The organism is Streptomyces sp. TBY4, assembly GCF_024213195.1.
In the GTDB taxonomy this organism is placed as follows: Bacteria; Actinomycetota; Actinomycetes; order Streptomycetales; family Streptomycetaceae; genus Streptomyces.
In genome coordinates this window covers 14,453-32,936 of the sequence record NZ_JANAVF010000021.1, presented here as the reverse complement: position 1 = coordinate 32,936, position 18,484 = coordinate 14,453, and the positions used below count along the sequence as shown (strand labels likewise).

Here is an 18,484-nt window from a genome sequence, read left to right as displayed (position 1 = left end):
GTGGATGCTGCTTCGGGTGGGTTCCGGGGCCGGGCGCTAGAGCTTGATCCCGCCGAGAAGGCTCGCGAGGCTCGCCGTGCTCGCCGTGATGCTGGGGGCGATGGCGGAGCCGGCGAGGAAGAAGCCGAAGAGTGCGCACACGAACGCGTGCGTCAGCTTCATGCCGTCCTTCTTGAAGAACAGGAAGCAGATGATGCCGAGCAGGACGACACCTGAGATGGACAGGACCATGAGTCAGTTCTCCTGGTGGGTGGGGACAGTCACCATCAGTTCTTCCAGGCTCACAGGAAGTATCAATGCGATAAAAGGTGCATACGGGTGAATCCAGCGATTTTTCACTTGACCGGCCCATCCCGGCTGGCGTGCCTGGCGGGTTGGGGGCACGGGGGCCGCGAGGTGCCGCAAGGTGATCATTGCCTCGGCTCGCACCCCTCATGTGCAGGTCCGGGCGCTACGCTGACGCTTCACCCGTACGGACGCAGTGCCGTGCGCAGCCCTGCCCGTGAAAGGCGGTACGACCGATGAGTGAGCACGTCGAGAACGGCTCCCAGGACTCTCAGGAATCCCAGGGCGCCCCGGACTCCCCGGACGTTCCCGACGAGGACGTCGTGGAGCTGGCCACCAAGATCTTCGACCTCGCCCGCCGCGGTGAGACCGAGACCCTCGCCGCGTACGTCGACGCGGGCGTCCCGGCGAACCTCACCAACGACCGCGGCGACACCCTCGTCATGCTCGCCGCCTACCACGGCCACGCCGGGGCCGTCGCGGCCCTGCTGGCCCGCGGGGCCGAGGCCGACCGCGCCAACGACCGCGGCCAGACCCCGCTCGCCGGGGCGGTCTTCAAGGGCGAGGAAGCCGTCATCCGCGCGCTGCTCGCCGGCGGCGCCGATCCGAACGCCGGAACGCCCTCCGCCGTGGACACGGCCCGCATGTTCGCCAAGGCCGACCTGCTGGAACTTTTCGGAGCCCAGTAATCGGAGCCGGGGAGTCCGCTTTTTGCCGCTCCCGGGCCGCTCCCCGCCCGGTTCCCGGCCGGTTTCCGGCTGGTCCAGACCTCACGGGTTGGTCACGGCGGCCTTAAATGTGGTCGCGGCGCACAAACCGCCTGGGTCATCATGGCGTCGGATTCGATTCGCGGACAGGACGGACGGGCAGGAGCGGGCAGGACACAACGGGTGTCCGACCCCCACTCCTGCCGGGGGACCGCCGCCCTGGCCGAGAAGCACCGACGAGAGTGAGAAGGCAATGGTCTACATCGAGCGGAACTTGACGGCGGACGTCCTCACAAGCTGTTACGCGGCCCTGTGAATTCCGATTCCCGGTTGCGTCCCCAGCTTGATATGAGGCCATTCCCATGTTCGAACCAGTCATAGCGCCGAGCGGCACCCTGCTCGGTCTCCTCCAGCGCGGCCGCGGCGACGGCACGCTGCACGCACTCGCGGCGCCCAGGTCAGAGGCCCTCGCGGCGCTCAACCACTGCGTGGCCGGCGATCCGCGCCAGGACTGGCAGGTCGAGAACCGCTCCCTGTACTACGCACGCCTGTACCTGGATCTCGACGGCCCCCTGGGCGAGATCGAGGCCCACCTCTTCAGCGTCGACGACCTCGTCGACGAGGACGACCACCGCACGGGCCTCGCCCTGTCCGTCCTGGGCCACCTGGCCTCGTACGGCCGCGACGATGCGCTCATGCTGCTGCGCCGGTACGCCGCCACCGGTGCCAACTGGGCCTGGGCCCTCGACGAGCTCGCCCTGCGCGACGACGACGAGGGACTGCGCTCACTGGCCGGCCCCGTCCTCGCCCGCTTCCCCGCCACCCCCGAGGGTGAGGCGCGGCTCGCCGCCGCCGTCCGGGACGCCTACGAGCCCAGGCCCTGGTGCCTGTGGGAAGAGGCTCCCGCGCCCAACGCCCACGCCGAGCGGCTGCGCGCCGCCCGCCAGCAGGGCTCCTTCGACCGCTGGCAGCGCCAGCTCACCCCGCGCGGCCCCCAGCCCGGCTGGGGCGTCCAGGCCGTCTTCGACTGGGCCGCCGACGGACTGCGCCGGGGCACCCCCCTGCACGTCCCGGCCGCCCGCTGCCTCGCCGCCGTGGCCGGCCCCGAGGACCGCTCCGCGATCCTGGCGGCCGCCGCCGGCGCCTCCGGAGAGGCCGCCCGCGCCACCGCGCTCCACCACCTGGTCCTCGCCGAGCCGGAGAACCCGGCCGTACTGGACCTCATCGAAGCCGCCGGCGACGAACCGGCCGTGGCCGCCTACGAGCGCATGTGCGGCCCCGCCGCCGTCGAACGGGCCCGGCGCTGGGTCCAGCGCCCCGACGCCCTCGGAACCGCCGCTGCGACCCTCCTGGCCGCCAAGGGCGGACCCGAGGACGCCCCCCTCGTCCTCGGCGCCCTGCGCTCCACCGTCCGCGGCTCCGGCCCGGACTCGACGCCCCTGTTCACCCTGGTCGACGGAGCCGGCCGGCTGCGCATCGCCTGCGCGGCGCCGGTGCTGCGCCACATCTACCGGGAGACGGCCTCCTCCCACCTGCGCGGCCGCACGGCACGGGCCCTGGCGGCGACGGATCCCTCCTTCGCGGCGGGCTTCGCGGTCGAGTGCCTCTGGGACTGCGAGGAGACCACCCGCGAGGTGGCCGCCCGCCACGCCGAAACCGCCGACGCCCGCGTCGCCCCCCGCCTGCGCCGCCTGGCGGCCGACCCGGCGGAGGAAGAGGACGTCCAGTCGGCGGTCCGCAGCCGCATCGCCCCGGAGTCGACGGTGTAGCCCCGTCGGCCCCCTTCCGACACGCCTTCGGCCCGGCCCCCTGACACGAGGGGGCCGGGCCGAGTGCCGTGCCGGCGCGGGGCCGGACGGATCTACGGTGCCGGGGTGGGAGGGGTGGACGGGGTGGGCGGGGCGGAGGACCCCGCTCGCGACTTCAGGGCCTCCTCCAGCCCCTCGGAGTAGTCGATCGAGCAGGACGGGGCCTTGGAGGTCTCGATCACGCCGAATCCGGCGCCCCTCTCACCCAGCGGGTAGTACTCCGACCACGTGAACGTGAGCGAGTAACCGGGCGGGACCGTCTTCGCATTGACCTTGAGTTCGAACTCGCCCGCACCGGTCTGCAGGATGTCGGCGTCGTGGTCGGCCTGCGGACCGCGGTACCCGCCTCCGGGCTCGGTGCACTGGGACCGGGGCCGCTTCGGGACCAGCAGGGCCGGAACCCCCAGTGCCTTCAGCCGTGCCACCAGACCCGGGACCTGGTGGTTCTCGGGCAGGTCGAACCGGAGCGACCCGTCCGGATCCTTCTTGATCTCGGGCGCGTCCGCGGCCGGAGGGCTCGGCGAGGCGGCGCCGCCGCCGGCGGCGGGCGGCGAGCCGTCGCGCGCGCTGCCGGGCAGGACCATGACGGCGACCACGGAGGCCGTGGCGACGCCCACCGCGAACGGGATGCCGTACTGCCGGGCGATGGACCGGGCCGGGGTCGGGGTCGGGGCCTCGGGGAGGCGGGCGAGGAGGGCGGACTTCAGCCGGTCCTCGAAGCCGCTGGGCCGGTTGGTCATCGGGCTGCCTCCAACTGGCGTCCGGCGCCGGGGGCCACGCCGCTCAGGGCGCGCCGGGCGCGGTGCAGGCGGACGCGGACCGTCGCCTGGGTGATGCCGAGGGCCTGTGCCGCCTCGGCCGGGGTGAGCTGGTCGAGCACGACCAGGTCGAGCGCGGCCCGCAGCGGCTCGGAGAGTGCGGCGTGGCGTTCCGCCAGGTCGCGGAAGGCGCGCTCGGCGTCGATGCGTTCCTCCAGCGCGGCGACGTCCTCGTCGTCGAGCAGCCGGCGCCCGCTCAGCCGCGCCAGTGCGCCGCTCTCGCGGGCCAGTCCCCGCGCGTGGCCCGACAGGACGTTGCGGGCTATGCCGAACAGCCAGGCGACCGGAACTCCCCTGTGGCTCCGGTAGGCGCCGGCCGATCCCATCGCCGCGAGGAAGATGTCCGCCGTCAGATCGGCCGCCAGGTGCGGGTCGGCGACCCGGCGGGTGACGAAGCCGAGCACGGCGTCGATGTGGTCCTCGTAGAACGCCCCGAACCCCTCGGGCGTGGTGAGATCCGGTGGTCCGGTCTCGTGTCGTGGGCTGTGCACCCGGCTCCTCCCCTGCACAGGGGCCCGATCGGCCCCCTCACTCAGTACTTGGCCGCAGCCCCCGAAAGCGTTTCATCGGGACGGGACGAACCGCACCGGCACCCCCGGCCGGGCCTGCGCCGCCGCGTCGAGTGCGGGGCCCGCCGGGACGACGCCGACGACCGGGTAGCCGCCGGTCACCGGGTGGTCCGCCAGGAAGACCACCGGATGCCCGTCGGGGGGCACCTGGACCGCCCCGAGCACCATCCCCTCGCTCGGCAGCTCCCCACCCCGCGCCCGGACCAGCGGCGGCCCCTCCGTGCGCAGCCCGATGCGGTTCGAGGCCGCCGAGACGCGGTACGCGGCCCGCAGCAGCCGCCCCGTCACCGACTCCGCCGTGAACCAGTCGGCGCGCGGCCCCAGCCGCAGCGGGAGCACCAGTACCGAGGGCGGGCCCGGCGCCGCCGGGGCGTCCACCCCGGACACCGGGTCCGGACCGGGCGGGCCCACCGGAAGCAGCGCCCCCGCCGTCAGGGCCGGCGGGCCGAGGCCCGACAGCAGATCGGTCGAGCGACTGCCCAGGACCGGCTCGACCGCGAACCCTCCGCGCACCGCCACGTAGCCGCGCAGCCCCGACTCCGCCCGGCCCACGTCCAGCTCCTCCCCGGCGCGCAGCAGGACCGGGGCTCCCCAGGCCACCGGGCGCCCGCAGACCCGTACGGCACTGGGAGCCCCTGTCACGGCCACCGTCACCGGGCCGCCGACCGCCCGCAGTCCCACGCCGTCCAGGGTCGTCTCCAGCGTGGCGGCCCCCGGCGGGTTGCCCAGCAGCCGGTTCGCCAGCGCGTGCGCCCCCGTGTCGAGGGCCCCCGAGCGAGGGACGCCGAGGTGGGCGTACCCGGGCCTGCCCAGGTCCTGGACGGTGGTCAGCGCGCCCGCCCGTACGACCTCCAGGCCCCTCACGCCGCCCCCTCCGCGAATCGCACCCGTACCCCCGGCGCGAACAGCGCGGCCGGCTCGCGCGCCGGGTCCCACAGCACCGCGTCGGTGGACCCGATCAGCTGCCAGCCGCCGGGGGAGGAGCGCGGGTAGACCCCCGCGTACTCGCCCGCGAGGGCCAGCGAGCCCGCCGGTACCGCCGTACGGGGCGTCGCGCGCCGCGGCAGCTGGAGGCGGGCGGGCAGGCCCGTCAGATAGCCGAAGCCCGGGGCGAACCCGCAGAAGGCCACCCGGAAGGTGATCGCGCCGACGATGCCGGGCACCTCGCCGGGGGACACCCCCCAGAGCGCGGCCACCTCCGCGAGGTCGGGGCCGTCGTAGCGCACCGCGACCGTCACCGGGGGCGGCCCGTCGGCCGGCGCGAGCGGGGCGATCCGCCAGCGGGCGATCCGCGCCGCCAGGGCGCGCGGCTCCCGTACCCCGTCCAGCAGGACGGTCCGCGCCGCCGGCACGATCTCCCGTACGCCGCCCAGCTCGACGTCGCCGGCGTCCCGCCGCCGCAGCAGCTCCGCGTGGAGCGCGGCCACCTCCTCGGCGGAGTCCAGCTCCAGCAGCAGCGCCCCGGCCCCGGCTTCCAGCGCCCTCACGCGAAGGCCTCCACCCGGACCCCGGCCCCGGTGAGCGCCCCGCGGACGCGCAGGGCCAGCTCCGCCGCCCCGGGGGTGTCCCCGTGCAGGCACAGGGAGCGGGCGGCCACCGGGATCCGGGAGCCGTCGGCGGCCGTCACCGCGTGCCCGGCAGCCATGTCCACCGCGCGGGCCACCACCGCGTCCGGGTCGTGGAGCACGGCCCCCGGCTCACCGCGCGGTACGAGGGTGCCCGCGGGGGTGTAGGCGCGGTCGGCGAAGGCCTCCGGTACGGCCGCCAGCCCGGCCCGCCCGGCGGCGGCCAGCAGCTGCGAACCGGGCAGCCCGAGCACCGGGAGCCCGGCGGGACCGGCCGCGAGCAGCACGCCCGCCACGACGGCACCGGCCTGGCCGGAGTCGTGCACGGTGCGGTTGTAGAGCGCGCCGTGCGGTTTCACGTACGACACCCGGGAGCCGGCCGCCCGCGCGAAGACCTCCAGCGCCCCGATCTGGTAGGCCACCTCCTCGGCCAGCTCACCGGCCGGCACGTCCATGGCGCGGCGGCCGAAGCCCGCCAGATCCCGGTACGAGACCTGCGCGCCGATCCGGACCCCGCGCGCGGCGGCCAGTTCGCAGACGCGGCGCATGATGGACGGATCCCCGGCGTGGAACCCGCAGGCGACGTTGGCGCTCGTGACGACGGAGAGCAGGGCCTCGTCGTCGGTCAGCGTCCACCGGCCGAAGCCTTCGCCGAGGTCGGCGTTGAGATCGATCACGGGGGCGGCCGCCGGGGTGTCCGGCGTGATCATGGAAGCCATGCCGTGAGCGTAGAACAGGGCGCGGGCCCTCGCGGGCGGCCTGTCGGGAGGATCGGGCGAACCATCCCGTTTGGGATGTTGTCAGGGTCAGCGCCTAGTCTTTGCCCGTGACTCTCCCTGCCCCGGCGAAGACCCTTCCCTCCCCGGCGCCGGGCCCGGCCGCCGACGAGGGCCTGGCCCGGCGGCTGCGCGCGCTCGCCTGCACCGCCCCGCTCCACGACCTCGACGTGCGCAAGGCCAATCTGGCCGGCGAGTACGGGGTCTACGCGATGGCGGAGGTCGCGCTCGCGGCGATCGACCTGGTCACGCTCAACATGGACTTCGACACGGGCGCGGACCACGAGCAGATAGTGGCCCGCCTGCTGCCGCGCGTCGCCGCCCAGGCACCGGCGCGCCCCGCGGCCGAGCACGAGCGGGTGGCCCGCTGGGTGCTGGAGAACCTGATCAACGTCGGCAGCGTCGACCGCGGATTCCGCGCGATCTACGGCACGTTCGGCCCGGACGGGGTGTACGTCCGCCGCGACTACGACTTCAAGCTCATCGAGGAAGTCCCGGGCTACGGCGGCGCGGTGTACCTGCGCACCACGGACGAGGCCGTCAACGTCCTGGTCGGCGCCCTCGACACGGACGTCACCAGCGCGCAGATCGCCGCCGAGGTCAAACTGGAGGTCCTGATCAGCCGGGGCCGGCTCGCCGACGCCCAACTCGCCGCCGAACAGGCCCGCTACCGCACCGTCCAGTACGCCGAGACCCTGCGCCGCACCCTGGACGCGACCCGGCGCAACGTGCGGGCGGTGGACTGGCTGGTGACCGTCCCCGACATGATCGCGGAGGCCCTGGACCACGTCGCCGACCGCTACCGCCACGAGAACGCGATCCTGACCAACATCCGCAAGGCCCGCGACGAGGCGGAGGAGCCCGACAACAAGCGGCGGGCCGCCGAGCTCGTCGACATCGTCAAGGACTGCATCCGCCGCCACACCCAGCTCCAGTCCCGGCTGCTGGACGCGGGCCCGCTCTTCCGCGCCGAACAGGACCGCCAGGCCTTCGCGGCCCCCGCTCCCCGCTCCGGCATCGACCTGTACGGGCAGCTGGTGGCCCCAGCCCTCCCGCTCCCCGTCGCCCAGGCCACCCGGGTCACGGACGCCTTCTTCGCGGCGGGCGCCGGCCTGCGCACCCCCGTCTCGGTCCGTGTCACGGACCTGGTGGAGATCCTCCTCACCCCGCCGGTGGAGCGCGAGCACCTGGGCCTGGAGATGCCCGAACCGGACCTGATCGCCACCCCCGACGACAGCCGCTTCAGCGAGGAGCAGCTCGCGGCCGCGACGGCGCTCCTGGAACTCCCGCACGACGCCCCGCGCCGCCTCTCCGGCCTCCTGGCGGAGGCCCGCCGCTCCGACCCCGACCTGCCCTACCTGGTCGCCCTGCTGGCCGTCCACGCGGCGAGCCCCGCGGTGGGCACGGCGTACCGCCAGGGCGAGGAACGCCTCCTCTTCGCGGTGGACGACGGCACGGAACTCGACGACCCGGAATTCGGCGGCGCCGACCTCATCGTCGGCACCGCCCTCCTGGACGCAGCAGCCATGACGGCGGACCGCACGGAGGCAGCATGACCCGGCCCACGGCTGCGCCGCACCCCCTATGTCCGGCTGCGCCGCACTGCCCGCGTGCGGTTGCGCCGGGCCGCCTGCTCGCGGCCGCGGGCCGGGCCGTCGGGGCGGGGTCCCTGGGGGTCCGGTCCCGGCCGGGGGTGTGGGGGCTCGCCCCTGCTTTCGGGAAGGGGCGGGGTGGGGGAAGACCCTGCTCCGCCGAAGCCACCGCGCCGCCGTACGCCACCGGCCCGAACCCCGTCGGCAGCCCCGCCGGCCTCAGCCCCACCCGCGTGAGCCCCACCCGCACCGCCGAGGAGACCCACCCGTGAGCGACCACCACGCCGAGCAGCACCCCGCGTGGAGCGAGCCCGACGCCCACGAGGCCCCGGTTCAGGCACAGGCGCCGACCCCGGCCCCGCAGGGAGCCGTCACCCCGGCGGACGCCGCCGACGCGGCCCGCCTCGTCGCCTTCGGGCTCCAGCCCAAGCTGCTGCCGGCCCGTGACGCCGAGTACGCCGAACTGCTGCGCCGCTACCGCGAGGACCCCGCCTTCGCCCGGCTCGCCGACGCCGTCGCCACCGGCCTCGGCCTCGTCGTCCTCGAGGTGTCTCCCCGCGCCGGCATGGCCGTGGCCGCCGGCGAGGACTCCGTCTTCGCCGTCCGCATGGGCGACTACGCCCGCCGCACCACCGCCGACTCCGCGGACCGCTTCCTGCACGGCCTCGCCCACCTCGCGGTGGCGGCCCTGGCCTTCCCGCGCCCCGAGGACCTCGCCGACGACGGCTACATCGGCCGGATCACCGTCAACGGCGTCGACGCCTTCGTCCGGCAGACCTGCCGCCGCCTGGAGGAGCGGGCCGAGGAGCTCGGCGAGAACACCGACCCGGCCTCGGACGCCCCCGGCCTGGAGGCCGCCTGGCGGGTGTACGCCCGCCGCAGCGCGACCGGCGCCACCAAGGACGCCCGCCGGCTCGCCGGTTCCACCACCGGCATCGTCGGCAAGGCCGCCGCCTTCCTCACCGACTCCGGCTTCCTCCAGCGCACCGGGGACGACGCCGGAGGCACGTACCGCACCACCCCCCGCTACCAGCTCCAGGTCCGCGACATGGCGGGCAGCGCGGCCATGGCCGAGCTCCTCGAACTGGGCGTGGTCCCGGTCAGCGACGGCTCCGCGAGCCTGCTGCCGCCGCCCGAGGGCGACGACCTGGAACTCGCCGCCGACGCGGGCCTGCCCTTCCACGCCTGAGCCGGCCGCCCCCGGCCCCCCCGCCACCCGTCCCCGTACGACCTACGAAAAACGACGAGAGTCCGCCGCCATGTACGAGCTGTCCCGGATCCGCCTCTACTCCATCGGGCCCGCCGGCGCACGCTACGCCGACACCGTGCTCGACCTGCGCGGAGTCGGCGAGCCGGTGCCCCACCCGGCGCCCACCCAGGCGGAGTTCTTCGAGGACGAGCCCACCGGCCCGCCGCGCCGCCCCGCGCCCGCCGGCGTGCTCTTCCTGGAGAACGGCGGCGGCAAGTCCGTCCTGCTCAAGCTGATCTTCTCGGTGATGCTGCCCGGCCACCGCAACACCCTGGGCGGCGCCAGCTCCGGCGTCCTGCGCAAGTTCCTGCTGGCCGACGACTGCGGCCACGTGGCACTGGAGTGGCAGCACACCCAGACCGGCGAGTGCGTGGTCGTCGGCAAGGTCAGCGAATGGCGCGGCCGCCAAGTCTCCAACGACCCGCGCAAGTTCGCCGAGGCCTGGTACTCCTTCCGCCCCGGCCCCGGCCTCAGCCTGGACAACCTCCCGGTGGCCGAGGCCACTTCGGTGCGCCCGCCCGTGGAAGGCGCCTCCGGCGCCCAGGGCCGGCGCCGCACCATGAAGGGCTTCCGCGACGCCCTGACCGAGGCGGGCAAGGCGTACCCGCACCTGGAGGTGTACTTCGAGGAGATCCACGACCGCTGGAACGAGCACCTCACCGAGCTCGGCCTCGACCCCGAACTCTTCCGCTACCAGCGCGAGATGAACGCCGACGAGGGCGAGGCCGCCGGCCTCTTCGCGGTCAAGAAGGACTCCGACTTCACCGACCTGCTGCTGCGCGCCGTCACCGACACCCGGGACACGGACGGCCTCGCCGACCTCGTCCACGGCTTCGGCAACAAGCTGGGCCGCCGCGCCGAGCTGATGGCCGAACGGGACTTCACCGCGGGCTCGGTGGAACTCCTCAACAAGATCGTCGAGGCCGCCGCGGCCCGCACCCGGCTGCGCGACGTCCACGCCGGCGCCGAACGCCGTACGCGCACCCTGGCCCGGCGGCTGTCCGCCCGCGCCGGTGAGGAACGCGGCCGCGCCGCCGATCTCGCACAGCGCGTCACCGGCGCCGCCCATCAGGTCACCGCCGCCGAATCCGCGCGCGCCCGCAGCGCCGCCGTCTCGGCCGAACTCGCCTACCGGCACGCCTCGCTGGCCCTGACCGTCGCCGACAAGGCCGCCGCCGCGCAGCGCCGCGAACTCCTCGAAGCCCGCACCCTGCACTCCGCCTGGCAGGCCGCCGAGACCGTGCTGCGCCACCGCGCCGCCGCCGACCGCTCCTCCCGGGTCGCCGCCGCGATCCTGGAGGCCGAGCGGGACGCCGCCCCGGCGCTCGCCGCCCGGGCCACCGCCGCCACCGAGCTCGTACGGGCCCTGCACGCCGCCGCCGAGCAGGGCGAGCGGGCCGCCAACGAGGAGGAGGAGCGCTCCGCCGTCCTCCAGGAGACCGGCGAGGCCTCCCACCGCGCCGCCACCGCCGCCGCCACGGCCGCCCAGCGGGCCCGCAGCGAGGCCGAGCACCTGCGCGCCCGCCTCGCAGAGGTCCAGCAGGAGACCGCCGAGGCCGTCCGGGCCGGCTGGCTCGACGACTCCGCCCCCGACGCCGACCCGGCCCGCGCCGCCCTGGCCGCCGCCGACGCCGAGAAGACGGCCGTGGCCGCCTGGGACGAGTCCCGCGAGGCCTCCCGCGCAGCCGCCGAGGCCGCCCGCGAGGCCGCCGCCGCGGAATCCCGCGCGGAACTCACCGCCGCCCGCGCGGCGGACGCCGCCGACGCGGCCGAGGCCGCCCACGACGCGGAGTACCGGGCGGCCGAAGCCCTCGCCGCGGCCCCGCGGTTGGCAGCCCTGCTGGGCGCCCCGTCGGCCCCCGGCACGGCGGACCCGTCCCCGCGCGCCGACGGCGGTACGCCGGCCGGCGGGTCCGGGGCCGAGGCCACCGGCCGGGGCTCCGCCGGGCGCCACGACGCGTCCGAGGCCAGTGACGCCGCCGCCTCGGGCGCCACCGGCTGGCTCACCGTCGCGGACCTGGACCGGAACGCCGACGACCTGCGCACCCTGCTCACCGACGGAGTCGCCGCCGCCGAACGCCAGCTCTTCGACCTGCGCACGGCCGCCGCCGACGACTCCCGCATCCTCGGCGCCCTCGGCGACGGCGGCCTGCTGCCGCCGGGCCCCGACGTCCTCGCCACCGTCGAGTTCCTCGGCGAGCACGGCATCCCGGCCCTCCCCGGCTGGCGCTACCTCGCGCAGTCCGTGGACCCGGCCGACCACGCCGCCGTCCTCGCCGCCCGCCCCGAGCTCGTCGACGGTGTGGTCATCACCGACCCCGACACCCACTCCCGGGCCCGCGAGGTCCTCGCCGGGGCCGCCCTGCTGCCCCGCTCCACCGTCGCCGTCGGCACCGCCGCGGCCCTGCTCGCTCCGGTCCCCCCGGCCGGCGACTCCGACGGCTCCGGCATCTTCATCGTCCCGCCGAACCCGGCCATGCACGACGAGCACGCCGCCGACGAGGAGCGCCAGGCGCTGCGCGCCCGCGCCACCGCCCGCGACACCGAGATCCGCGAGCTCGCCGCCCGCCTCTCCGGCGACCGCGAGCTCGCCGCCCGGGTGCGCTCCTGGCGCACCGGCTGCCCGCCCGGCCGGCTCACCGAGCTCGCGGAGCAGGCCGCCGCCGCCCGCGGCTTCGCCGAGGAGACGGACGCCGAGCTCGCGGAGGCCCGTACCGTACGCGCCGAGGCCGACGAGGCCGCCGCCGACGCCGCCCGCGTCCGCGACGAGCGCCAGGACACCGCCCAGCGCGCCCGCCGGGTCGCCGACGCCCTCGCCGGCCTCGCGTACCGGCTCCGCGAGCGCGCCGGCTGGCAGACCAAGCTGCGCGAACTCGCCGACGAAGCCGCCGAGTCGGAGGCGCGCGCCGAGGTCTGCCTCGACCGGGCCCGCTCCGCCGACGAGGACCGCCGCGCCGCCCAGCGCGCCGCCGACGACGCCCGCCGCACCGCACGCGCCCTGCGCGCCGAGCGCGCCGAGATCGCCGGGGCGCCCGATCCGCTGCCCGAGGCGCCCGCAGGGGACGGCGCCACGGCCAAGGCACCGCTCCCCGCGCTGCGCGAGGCCTACCGCGCCGCCTCGCAGCTCTACGAGAAGGTGGGCGTCGGCGCCGACCTGCGCTCGGAGCAGGCCCGCGCCGAGAGCGACGAGAGCGTGGCCCTCACCGAACTGGACCGCCTCACCAACAAGGTGCGTACCCGCGCCGCCCAGCTCCTCGAGGGCACCGACGGGGCCGACGGCCCCTCCCGGCAGGCCGCGGCCGCCCGCGCCGAAGCCCTCGTACAGATGCTGGAGACCCGCGCCTCCACCGCGAGCGAGCAGCTCGGCCGGCTGCGCGGCGAGGCCGAGCGGCACGCCCCCGCCGAGGGCGAGGCGCACACCGAGCTGCCCGAGGAGCTGATCCCCGAGGACGTCGACGCCGCGCAGGCCCTGCTCCGCACCGCCACCGCGCAGCTCGCCGCCCACACCGCCGCCGTGGAGTCCGCCCGCGCGGCCCACGCCGACCTGCTGCGCGCCCACCGCACCGCCGAGGAGGGCGCGGGCGGCTTCGACGAGACCGCGGCCATGCTCCGCGACCTCCTGCGGGACCACACCCACCAGGAGGACGAGCAGGAGCCGGTGGCCCACCCCGGCAGCCTGGAGGAGGCCCGCCAGTCGGCCACCGAGGCCCGCCGTTCGCTACGGGGCTGCGCCGCCGACCTGTCGGCCGCCGAGGCCGCCGTCCGCGAGGCGAGCGACATCCTGGTCCGGCACGCCAACGCCAACCGCTACGAGCAGGTGCGCACCCCCGCACGCCAGCAGATCCGCGAACTGCCCGCCTCCGCCCTGCCCGAGCACGCCGCGGCCTGGGCCGTGGCCTTCGCCCCCCGGCTACGCGTCCTCACCGACGAGCTGGCGCAGCTGGAGCGCAACCGGGACAGCATCGTGGACCGGCTGCGCGGACTCGTGGAATCGGCCCTGGCCACCCTGCGCTCCGCCCAGCGGCTCTCCCAGCTCCCTGAGGGGCTGGGGGAGTGGTCGGGCCAGGAGTTCCTGCGCATCCGCTTCGAGGAGCCCGACCAGGCCACCCTCACCGAGCGGCTCGGCGAGGTCATCGACGAGGCGACCCGCGCCGCCGTGAAGAAGAACAGCACCGCCTCCTTCGGCGAGGGCCGCCGCGACGGCATGTCACTGCTCCTGCACGGGGTTTCGGCGGCCCTGGAGCCCAAGGGCATCGCGGTGGAGATCCTCAAGCCCGACGCGGTGCTGCGCGCCGAGCGGGTTCCGGTCGGCCAGATGGGCGACGTGTTCTCCGGCGGCCAGCTGCTCACCGCCGCGATCGCCCTCTACTGCACGATGGCGGCGCTGCGCAGCAACGACCGGGGCCGCGACAAGCACCGGCACGCGGGCACGCTCTTCCTCGACAACCCGATCGGGCGCGCGAACGCCACGTACCTGCTGGAACTCCAGCGGGCCGTCTCGGACGCGCTCGGCGTCCAGCTGCTGTACACCACGGGCCTGTTCGACACCACGGCCCTCGCCGAGTTCCCGCTCGTCATCCGGCTGCGCAACGACGCAGACCTGCGCGCGGGGCTCAAGTACATCAGCGTCGAGGAACACCTGCGCCCGGGCCTGCCCCAGCAGTTCACGGAGGGCGAGACCATCCACGGCGAAATCACCGCGACCCGCATGTACCGCCGAAGCTAGGGCCACGGGGCCACGGGGCCGCGCCTCAGCCCCGCCCCGTGCCCGTAGGCGGCGGCCAGATGCCGGTCGCCTCGCCGCGCACGGGTATGCGGGGCGGCAGCGGAGGCGCCGAGCGGGCCTCCGCGCGCGCCCTGCGGCGCTCGCGCCGGCGGCCCCGGGCCGTGCTGCTGGGCTCCGAGAGCACTCCGTGGCGCTGGTTCCACGCCTGCCGGGTGATCAGTACGTCGAGCACCCCCCAGGTGGCCACGACCGTCCCCGCTATCGCGCCCAGCGACAGCGGAAGGGCCAGCCAGGAGCCGGTGACCGTCAGGAAGAAGGCGATCGTCGCGTCCGTCAGCGTCACGGCGACGATCAGGACCGCCCGCACGGCGGACACCCGGACCGGGTCCGGCATGCGCCGTCGGCCCGTCGGCTGGTCCACCCACAGGTTCCGCGCCCGCGGCGACGCCCCGGGTCCCGTGCCGCCGGCGCCGCCCGCGCCCCTGTCCTCGTACGTCTTCGCCATGGTCGGCTCCCTCCCCTCCATGCGGCCGCTCATGCCCGCCCCGAACAGGTAGACGCGCGAAGAGGCCGAGAGATTCCCGGATCCCGGACGCGGCCGGCGCCCCGAAGTGTCGCGGAACGAAGAATTCCAGCCATCCATTCCGCCACGGGAACCGAGACCCCACCGAGTGTCATCTGCCACATATCGGGCCGCACTTCACCGGAATATCGGACAACTCGTGATCTTAGTCCCGGGGTCAGGCCGAAAACGTCCGGACAGGCCTTCGAAGGTGCGCTGTGGCAGTAGTAGGCTCACGCCGTTTAAATGACGGAACACCAACCCCCGGTAACGGGGTTGAGCTGGGGGAGGCTGGGGAGGCCATGCGCTTTCGCGGGAAGTCCATCCGCCGGAAGATCGTGGCGTTGCTCCTTGTGCCGCTCGTCTCCCTGACCGCCCTCTGGGGCTTCGCAACGCTGATCACCGGCCGCCAGGCCGTCCAGCTGCTCGGCGTCGCCTACGTCATCGACAAGGTCGGCTACCCCGTCGAGGACGTCGTCCGCGTCATCCAGAAGGAGCGCCGCCAGACCCTCGTGGTCATCGGCGACCCGCGCGCCTCCAACGCCACCACCGAGCTGGCCAAGAGCCGCACCGCCACCGACGAGGCGGTCGAGCGGATCTCCGCCGACGCTCAGGACCCCGAGGTCGTCGACGAGCTCTCCCCGGCCAGCGCCCGGCACCTGACCTCCATCCTCGAAGCCTTCCGCAGCATCGGAGCGCTGCGCGGCGCGGTGGACGGCGGCTCCGTCGACACCAACCAGGCGCTGGAGCTCTACAACCGGCTCGTGGACCCCTGCTACGACTTCCTCATGAACCTCCACGCGCTCGAGGACGTGGAGATGGACAAGCAGGGCCGCGCCCTCGTCGGCATCACCCGGGCCCGCGAGACGCTCTCGCGCGAGGACGCCCTCGTCGCCGGGGCCCTCGCCGCCCGCAACGTCAGCCAGGCGGACATCCGGCACGTCTCCGACTTCGTGGCCAACCGCAAGCTGCTCTACGAGTTCAACCTCGCGATCCTCCCGGCCGCCGACCGGGAGCAGTTCGAGCAGTACTGGAACAACCCGGAGAGCCGCGCCCTGCGCGAGGCGGAGGAACGATTCCTCGTCCAGGGCCCGACCCACAGCCCGCGCAACGTGACCGCCGCCCAGTGGGACCAGGCCGCCGGCAAGGTGCTCGGCGACCTCGCCGTCATGGGCACCGCCGCGGGCGACCGCTACCAGAAGCGCGTCGAGCCCGTCGCCATGGACGTCCTGGTGCAGGCGGCCCTCGCCGGGGTCCTCGGCTTCATCGCCCTCATCGTCTCCCTCGTCCTGTCCGTGCGCATCGGCCGCGACCTGATCCGCGACCTGTCGAGGCTCCGCAAGGAGGCCCACGAGGTCTCCGGCATCCGCCTCCCCGGCGTGATGCGCCGCCTCGCCGCGGGCGAGCACGTGGACGTGGAGACCGAGGCCCCCCGCCTGGAGTACGAGAAGGACGAGGTCGGCCAGGTCGGGCAGGCCCTCAACACCCTCCAGCGCGCTGCCATCGAGGCCGCCGTCAAGCAGGCGGAGCTCCGCCGCGGCGTCTCCGAGGTGTTCGTCAACCTCGCCCGCCGCAACCAGGTGCTGCTGCACCGCCAGCTCACCCTGCTCGACACCATGGAGCGGCGCACCGAGGACACCGAGGAGCTCGCCGACCTCTTCCGCCTCGACCACATGACCACCCGCATGCGCCGCCACGCCGAGGGCCTGGTGATCCTCTCCGGCGTCGCGCCCTCCCGCCAGTGGCGCAAGCCCGTCCAGCTGATGGACGTCGTACGGGCCGCCGTCGCCGAGGTGGAGGACTACGAGCGCATCGAGGTGCGCCGGCTGCCGCGCCTGGGCATCACCGGCCCGGCCGTCGCCGACGTCACCCACCTCATCGCCGAACTCCTGGAGAACGCGACCGTGTTCTCCCCGCCGCACACCGCGGTCCAGGTCCTCGGCGAGCGCGTGGCCAACGGCTTCACCCTGGAGATCCACGACCGCGGCCTCGGCATGACCCCGGAGGCGCTCTTCGACGCGAACCTCCGGCTCACCGAGACCTCCGAGTTCGAACTCTCCGACACCGACCGGCTCGGGCTCTTCGTCGTCAGCCGGCTCGCGCACCGGCACGAGGTCAAGGTCCGCCTCCAGATCAGCCCCTACGGAGGCACCACCGCGGTGGTCTTCCTCCCGTCGGCCCTGCTGACGGAGGCTCCCGACACCAACGGCACCGGCATCCGGCTGGCCGGCGGCCGGGCGGTCGGCGGCCCGGCCGGATCCACGGGTCCGAAGGCCGTCACCGAGGCCGGCGGCCCCGAACGCCTGCTCCCGGCCGGCGCCGAACTGCGCGGCCCCGTCGAGCTGGAGGCCCCGATCGGCATGCTGGGGCTGGACGAGCCCGTCCCGGCCCCCGAGGACGTCCCCACGGGCATCGCGGGCCCCGCCGGAGCCCTGGGACTCACCGGCTTCTCCGGAGCCAAGGGACGGCCCGCCATGGCCACCCTCGACGACGAGACCCCGCCGAACGGCATCTCGCGCAACTCCCTGCTCGGCCTGCGCCCGGCCGCCCGCACGCACACCGACCGCGGCGTTCCCCGCAAGGGCGATCGCGGCACGGACCGCATGGGCGAGCGGACCGCGGACGGCTCCGGCGACCGTGCGGGCCTCTGGAAGGGCGACCGCTCCACCGAAGCCCCCGCCGAGCGCGGCGGTGCCCGCTTCGGCGACCGCGACTCCGGCCGCAGCCACGACCGGGACCGCGGCCGTGACCGCCGCGACCACCGCGACCGCGAGCGGGAGCCCCTGCCGCCCACCGGCCCGGTCCGCCTGGAGCCCGCCCGCGCGGAATCCGCCCGCCCCGACGGCGCCCGCTCGCCCGGTGCCGTCCCGCTCCCGCGCCGCCGCCCCGCCCCGACCCTGGTGGCCGAGCACGGCCGCCGCGTCGAGCCCCGCCCGGTCTCGGCGGTCCCGGACGCGACGCAGGCGGGCCCGGTCCCGAACGGCACGGCGCACCCCACGGCGGCGCCTCCCGCGACGACGCCCTCCGGGGCACCGCACCCCGCGGCACCCCATGCCGGGGCGGCCCTGCCCCGGCGGATCCGCCAGGCCAGCCTCGCGCCCCAGCTCAAGGACGCCCCGGCCCCGGCACCCGCCGAAGCCGCCGCCGACCCGCTGACCGACCGCGACGCCGAGGACGTGCGCAGGCGCATGTCCTCGCTCCAGCGTGGCTGGACCGCGGGCCGCGACCACCACGCCCGGCAGCGGGCGGAGCAGGTGGCGCAGGCCGACCGGACCGGCTGGGCCGACCAGACCGCACAGTCAGAGCAGACCGCACCACACCAGTCCGTGACCGGGGCCGGCACCCCTGCCGCCACCGGTCCCGGATTCGAGAACGAAGGGGACGGTCGATGACCGCACCGCAGTCCGGCAACGACACCAGGGGCCGTGGCGCCGGCCCGCTCAACTGGCTCCTCGACGAGCTCGTCGACCGGGTCGCCAGCATCCGCAAGGCCGTGGTCCTCTCCGGCGACGGCCTGCCCACCGGGAACTCCAAGGACCTCACCCGGGAGGACAGCGAGCACCTGGCCGCCGTGGCCTCCGGCTTCCACAGCCTCGCCAAGGGCGTCGGCCGCCACTTCGACTCCGGCAGGGTCCGCCAGACCGTGGTCGAGCTGGACGAGGCCTTCCTCTTCGTCATGGCGGCCGGCGACGGGAGCTGCCTGGCCGTGCTGGCCGACGCCGACTCCGACGTCGGCCAGGTCGCGTACGAGATGACCCTCATGGTCAAGCGGGTCGGTGACCACCTGGCGACCGCCCCGCGCACCGGGCTGCCAGCCGGAGGGTGAG

14 protein-coding genes are annotated in these 18,484 nt (G+C 75.4%); 7 read left to right on the top strand and 7 right to left on the bottom strand.

The features are described 5' to 3' along the window. Positions 1-36 precede the first annotated feature (36 nt). Entirely contained in the window at positions 37-231 is a 195-nt protein-coding gene (locus NLX94_RS33985) for a hypothetical protein (RefSeq protein ID WP_007262923.1), read from the bottom strand. 290 nt (positions 232-521) lie between these two features. Here NLX94_RS33985 and NLX94_RS33980 point away from each other — a divergent pair, with 290 nt between their 5' ends. After that, a complete protein-coding gene (locus NLX94_RS33980) occupies positions 522-974 on the top strand; it encodes an ankyrin repeat domain-containing protein (protein ID WP_254387072.1) in 453 nt (150 codons plus the stop codon). A 380-nt stretch (positions 975-1,354) separates the two neighbouring features. Continuing rightward, positions 1,355-2,761 (top strand): HEAT repeat domain-containing protein, encoded by a 1,407-nt coding sequence (locus NLX94_RS33975; RefSeq protein ID WP_254387070.1) that lies wholly within the window; start codon positions 1,355-1,357, stop codon positions 2,759-2,761. A gap of 92 nt (positions 2,762-2,853) precedes the next feature. Here the strand turns inward: NLX94_RS33975 and NLX94_RS33970 are convergent, their stop codons facing one another. From NLX94_RS33970 to NLX94_RS33950, 5 genes are all read right to left on the bottom strand, one after another. After that, entirely contained in the window at positions 2,854-3,540 is a 687-nt protein-coding gene (locus NLX94_RS33970) for a hypothetical protein (protein ID WP_254387068.1), read from the bottom strand. Further along, complete coding sequence (locus NLX94_RS33965; protein WP_254387066.1) at positions 3,537-4,109, bottom strand: RNA polymerase sigma factor; 573 nt, start codon at positions 4,107-4,109, stop codon at positions 3,537-3,539. Before NLX94_RS33965 ends, NLX94_RS33970 begins: the two co-directional genes overlap by 4 nt. A gap of 72 nt (positions 4,110-4,181) precedes the next feature. Next, positions 4,182-5,051, bottom strand: coding sequence for a biotin-dependent carboxyltransferase family protein (locus NLX94_RS33960; protein ID WP_254387065.1), 870 nt, complete (start codon positions 5,049-5,051; stop codon positions 4,182-4,184). Then, complete coding sequence (locus tag NLX94_RS33955; RefSeq protein ID WP_254387063.1) at positions 5,048-5,674, bottom strand: allophanate hydrolase subunit 1; 627 nt, start codon at positions 5,672-5,674, stop codon at positions 5,048-5,050. The genes NLX94_RS33960 and NLX94_RS33955 overlap by 4 nt, the downstream gene beginning before the upstream one ends. Further along, the gene (locus NLX94_RS33950) at positions 5,671-6,471 is read right to left on the bottom strand and encodes a LamB/YcsF family protein (RefSeq protein ID WP_254387061.1); all 801 of its coding nucleotides are present in this window, start codon (positions 6,469-6,471) and stop codon (positions 5,671-5,673) included. The genes NLX94_RS33955 and NLX94_RS33950 overlap by 4 nt, the downstream gene beginning before the upstream one ends. Positions 6,472-6,578: 107 nt before the next feature. Here NLX94_RS33950 and NLX94_RS33945 point away from each other — a divergent pair, with 107 nt between their 5' ends. The 3 genes from NLX94_RS33945 (at position 6,579) to NLX94_RS33935 (ending at position 14,095) form a co-directional block, all read left to right on the top strand. Continuing rightward, the gene (locus NLX94_RS33945) at positions 6,579-8,084 is read left to right on the top strand and encodes a hypothetical protein (protein WP_254387060.1); all 1,506 of its coding nucleotides are present in this window, start codon (positions 6,579-6,581) and stop codon (positions 8,082-8,084) included. Positions 8,085-8,388: 304 nt separating this feature from the next. Beyond that, positions 8,389-9,309: a hypothetical protein gene (locus tag NLX94_RS33940; protein WP_254387058.1), complete on the top strand. Its 921-nt coding sequence runs from the start codon at positions 8,389-8,391 to the stop codon at positions 9,307-9,309. 70 nt (positions 9,310-9,379) lie between these two features. Next, the gene (locus tag NLX94_RS33935; RefSeq protein ID WP_254387057.1) at positions 9,380-14,095 is read left to right on the top strand and encodes a hypothetical protein; all 4,716 of its coding nucleotides are present in this window, start codon (positions 9,380-9,382) and stop codon (positions 14,093-14,095) included. A 25-nt stretch (positions 14,096-14,120) separates the two neighbouring features. Here the strand turns inward: NLX94_RS33935 and NLX94_RS33930 are convergent, their stop codons facing one another. Further along, positions 14,121-14,600, bottom strand: coding sequence for a hypothetical protein (locus tag NLX94_RS33930; RefSeq protein WP_254387055.1), 480 nt, complete (start codon positions 14,598-14,600; stop codon positions 14,121-14,123). 359 nt (positions 14,601-14,959) lie between these two features. Between NLX94_RS33930 and NLX94_RS33925 the strand changes: the two genes are divergently transcribed. After that, complete coding sequence (locus tag NLX94_RS33925) at positions 14,960-18,049, top strand: nitrate- and nitrite sensing domain-containing protein (protein WP_254387053.1); 3,090 nt, start codon at positions 14,960-14,962, stop codon at positions 18,047-18,049. Next, entirely contained in the window at positions 18,046-18,483 is a 438-nt protein-coding gene (locus tag NLX94_RS33920; RefSeq protein ID WP_254387052.1) for a roadblock/LC7 domain-containing protein, read from the top strand. Before NLX94_RS33925 ends, NLX94_RS33920 begins: the two co-directional genes overlap by 4 nt. Position 18,484: the final 1 nt, after the last annotated feature.

Coding starts and splice junctions, on each gene's coding strand:
- NLX94_RS33985 (WP_007262923.1), bottom strand. CDS start 231: ATGGTCCTGTCCATCTCAGGTGTCGTCCTGCTCGGCATCATCTGCTTC.
- NLX94_RS33980 (WP_254387072.1), top strand. CDS start 522: ATGAGTGAGCACGTCGAGAACGGCTCCCAGGACTCTCAGGAATCCCAG.
- NLX94_RS33975 (WP_254387070.1), top strand. CDS start 1,355: ATGTTCGAACCAGTCATAGCGCCGAGCGGCACCCTGCTCGGTCTCCTC.
- NLX94_RS33970 (WP_254387068.1), bottom strand. CDS start 3,540: ATGACCAACCGGCCCAGCGGCTTCGAGGACCGGCTGAAGTCCGCCCTC.
- NLX94_RS33950 (WP_254387061.1), bottom strand. CDS start 6,471: ATGGCTTCCATGATCACGCCGGACACCCCGGCGGCCGCCCCCGTGATC.
- NLX94_RS33935 (WP_254387057.1), top strand. CDS start 9,380: ATGTACGAGCTGTCCCGGATCCGCCTCTACTCCATCGGGCCCGCCGGC.
- NLX94_RS33930 (WP_254387055.1), bottom strand. CDS start 14,600: ATGGCGAAGACGTACGAGGACAGGGGCGCGGGCGGCGCCGGCGGCACG.
- NLX94_RS33925 (WP_254387053.1), top strand. CDS start 14,960: ATGCGCTTTCGCGGGAAGTCCATCCGCCGGAAGATCGTGGCGTTGCTC.
- NLX94_RS33920 (WP_254387052.1), top strand. CDS start 18,046: ATGACCGCACCGCAGTCCGGCAACGACACCAGGGGCCGTGGCGCCGGC.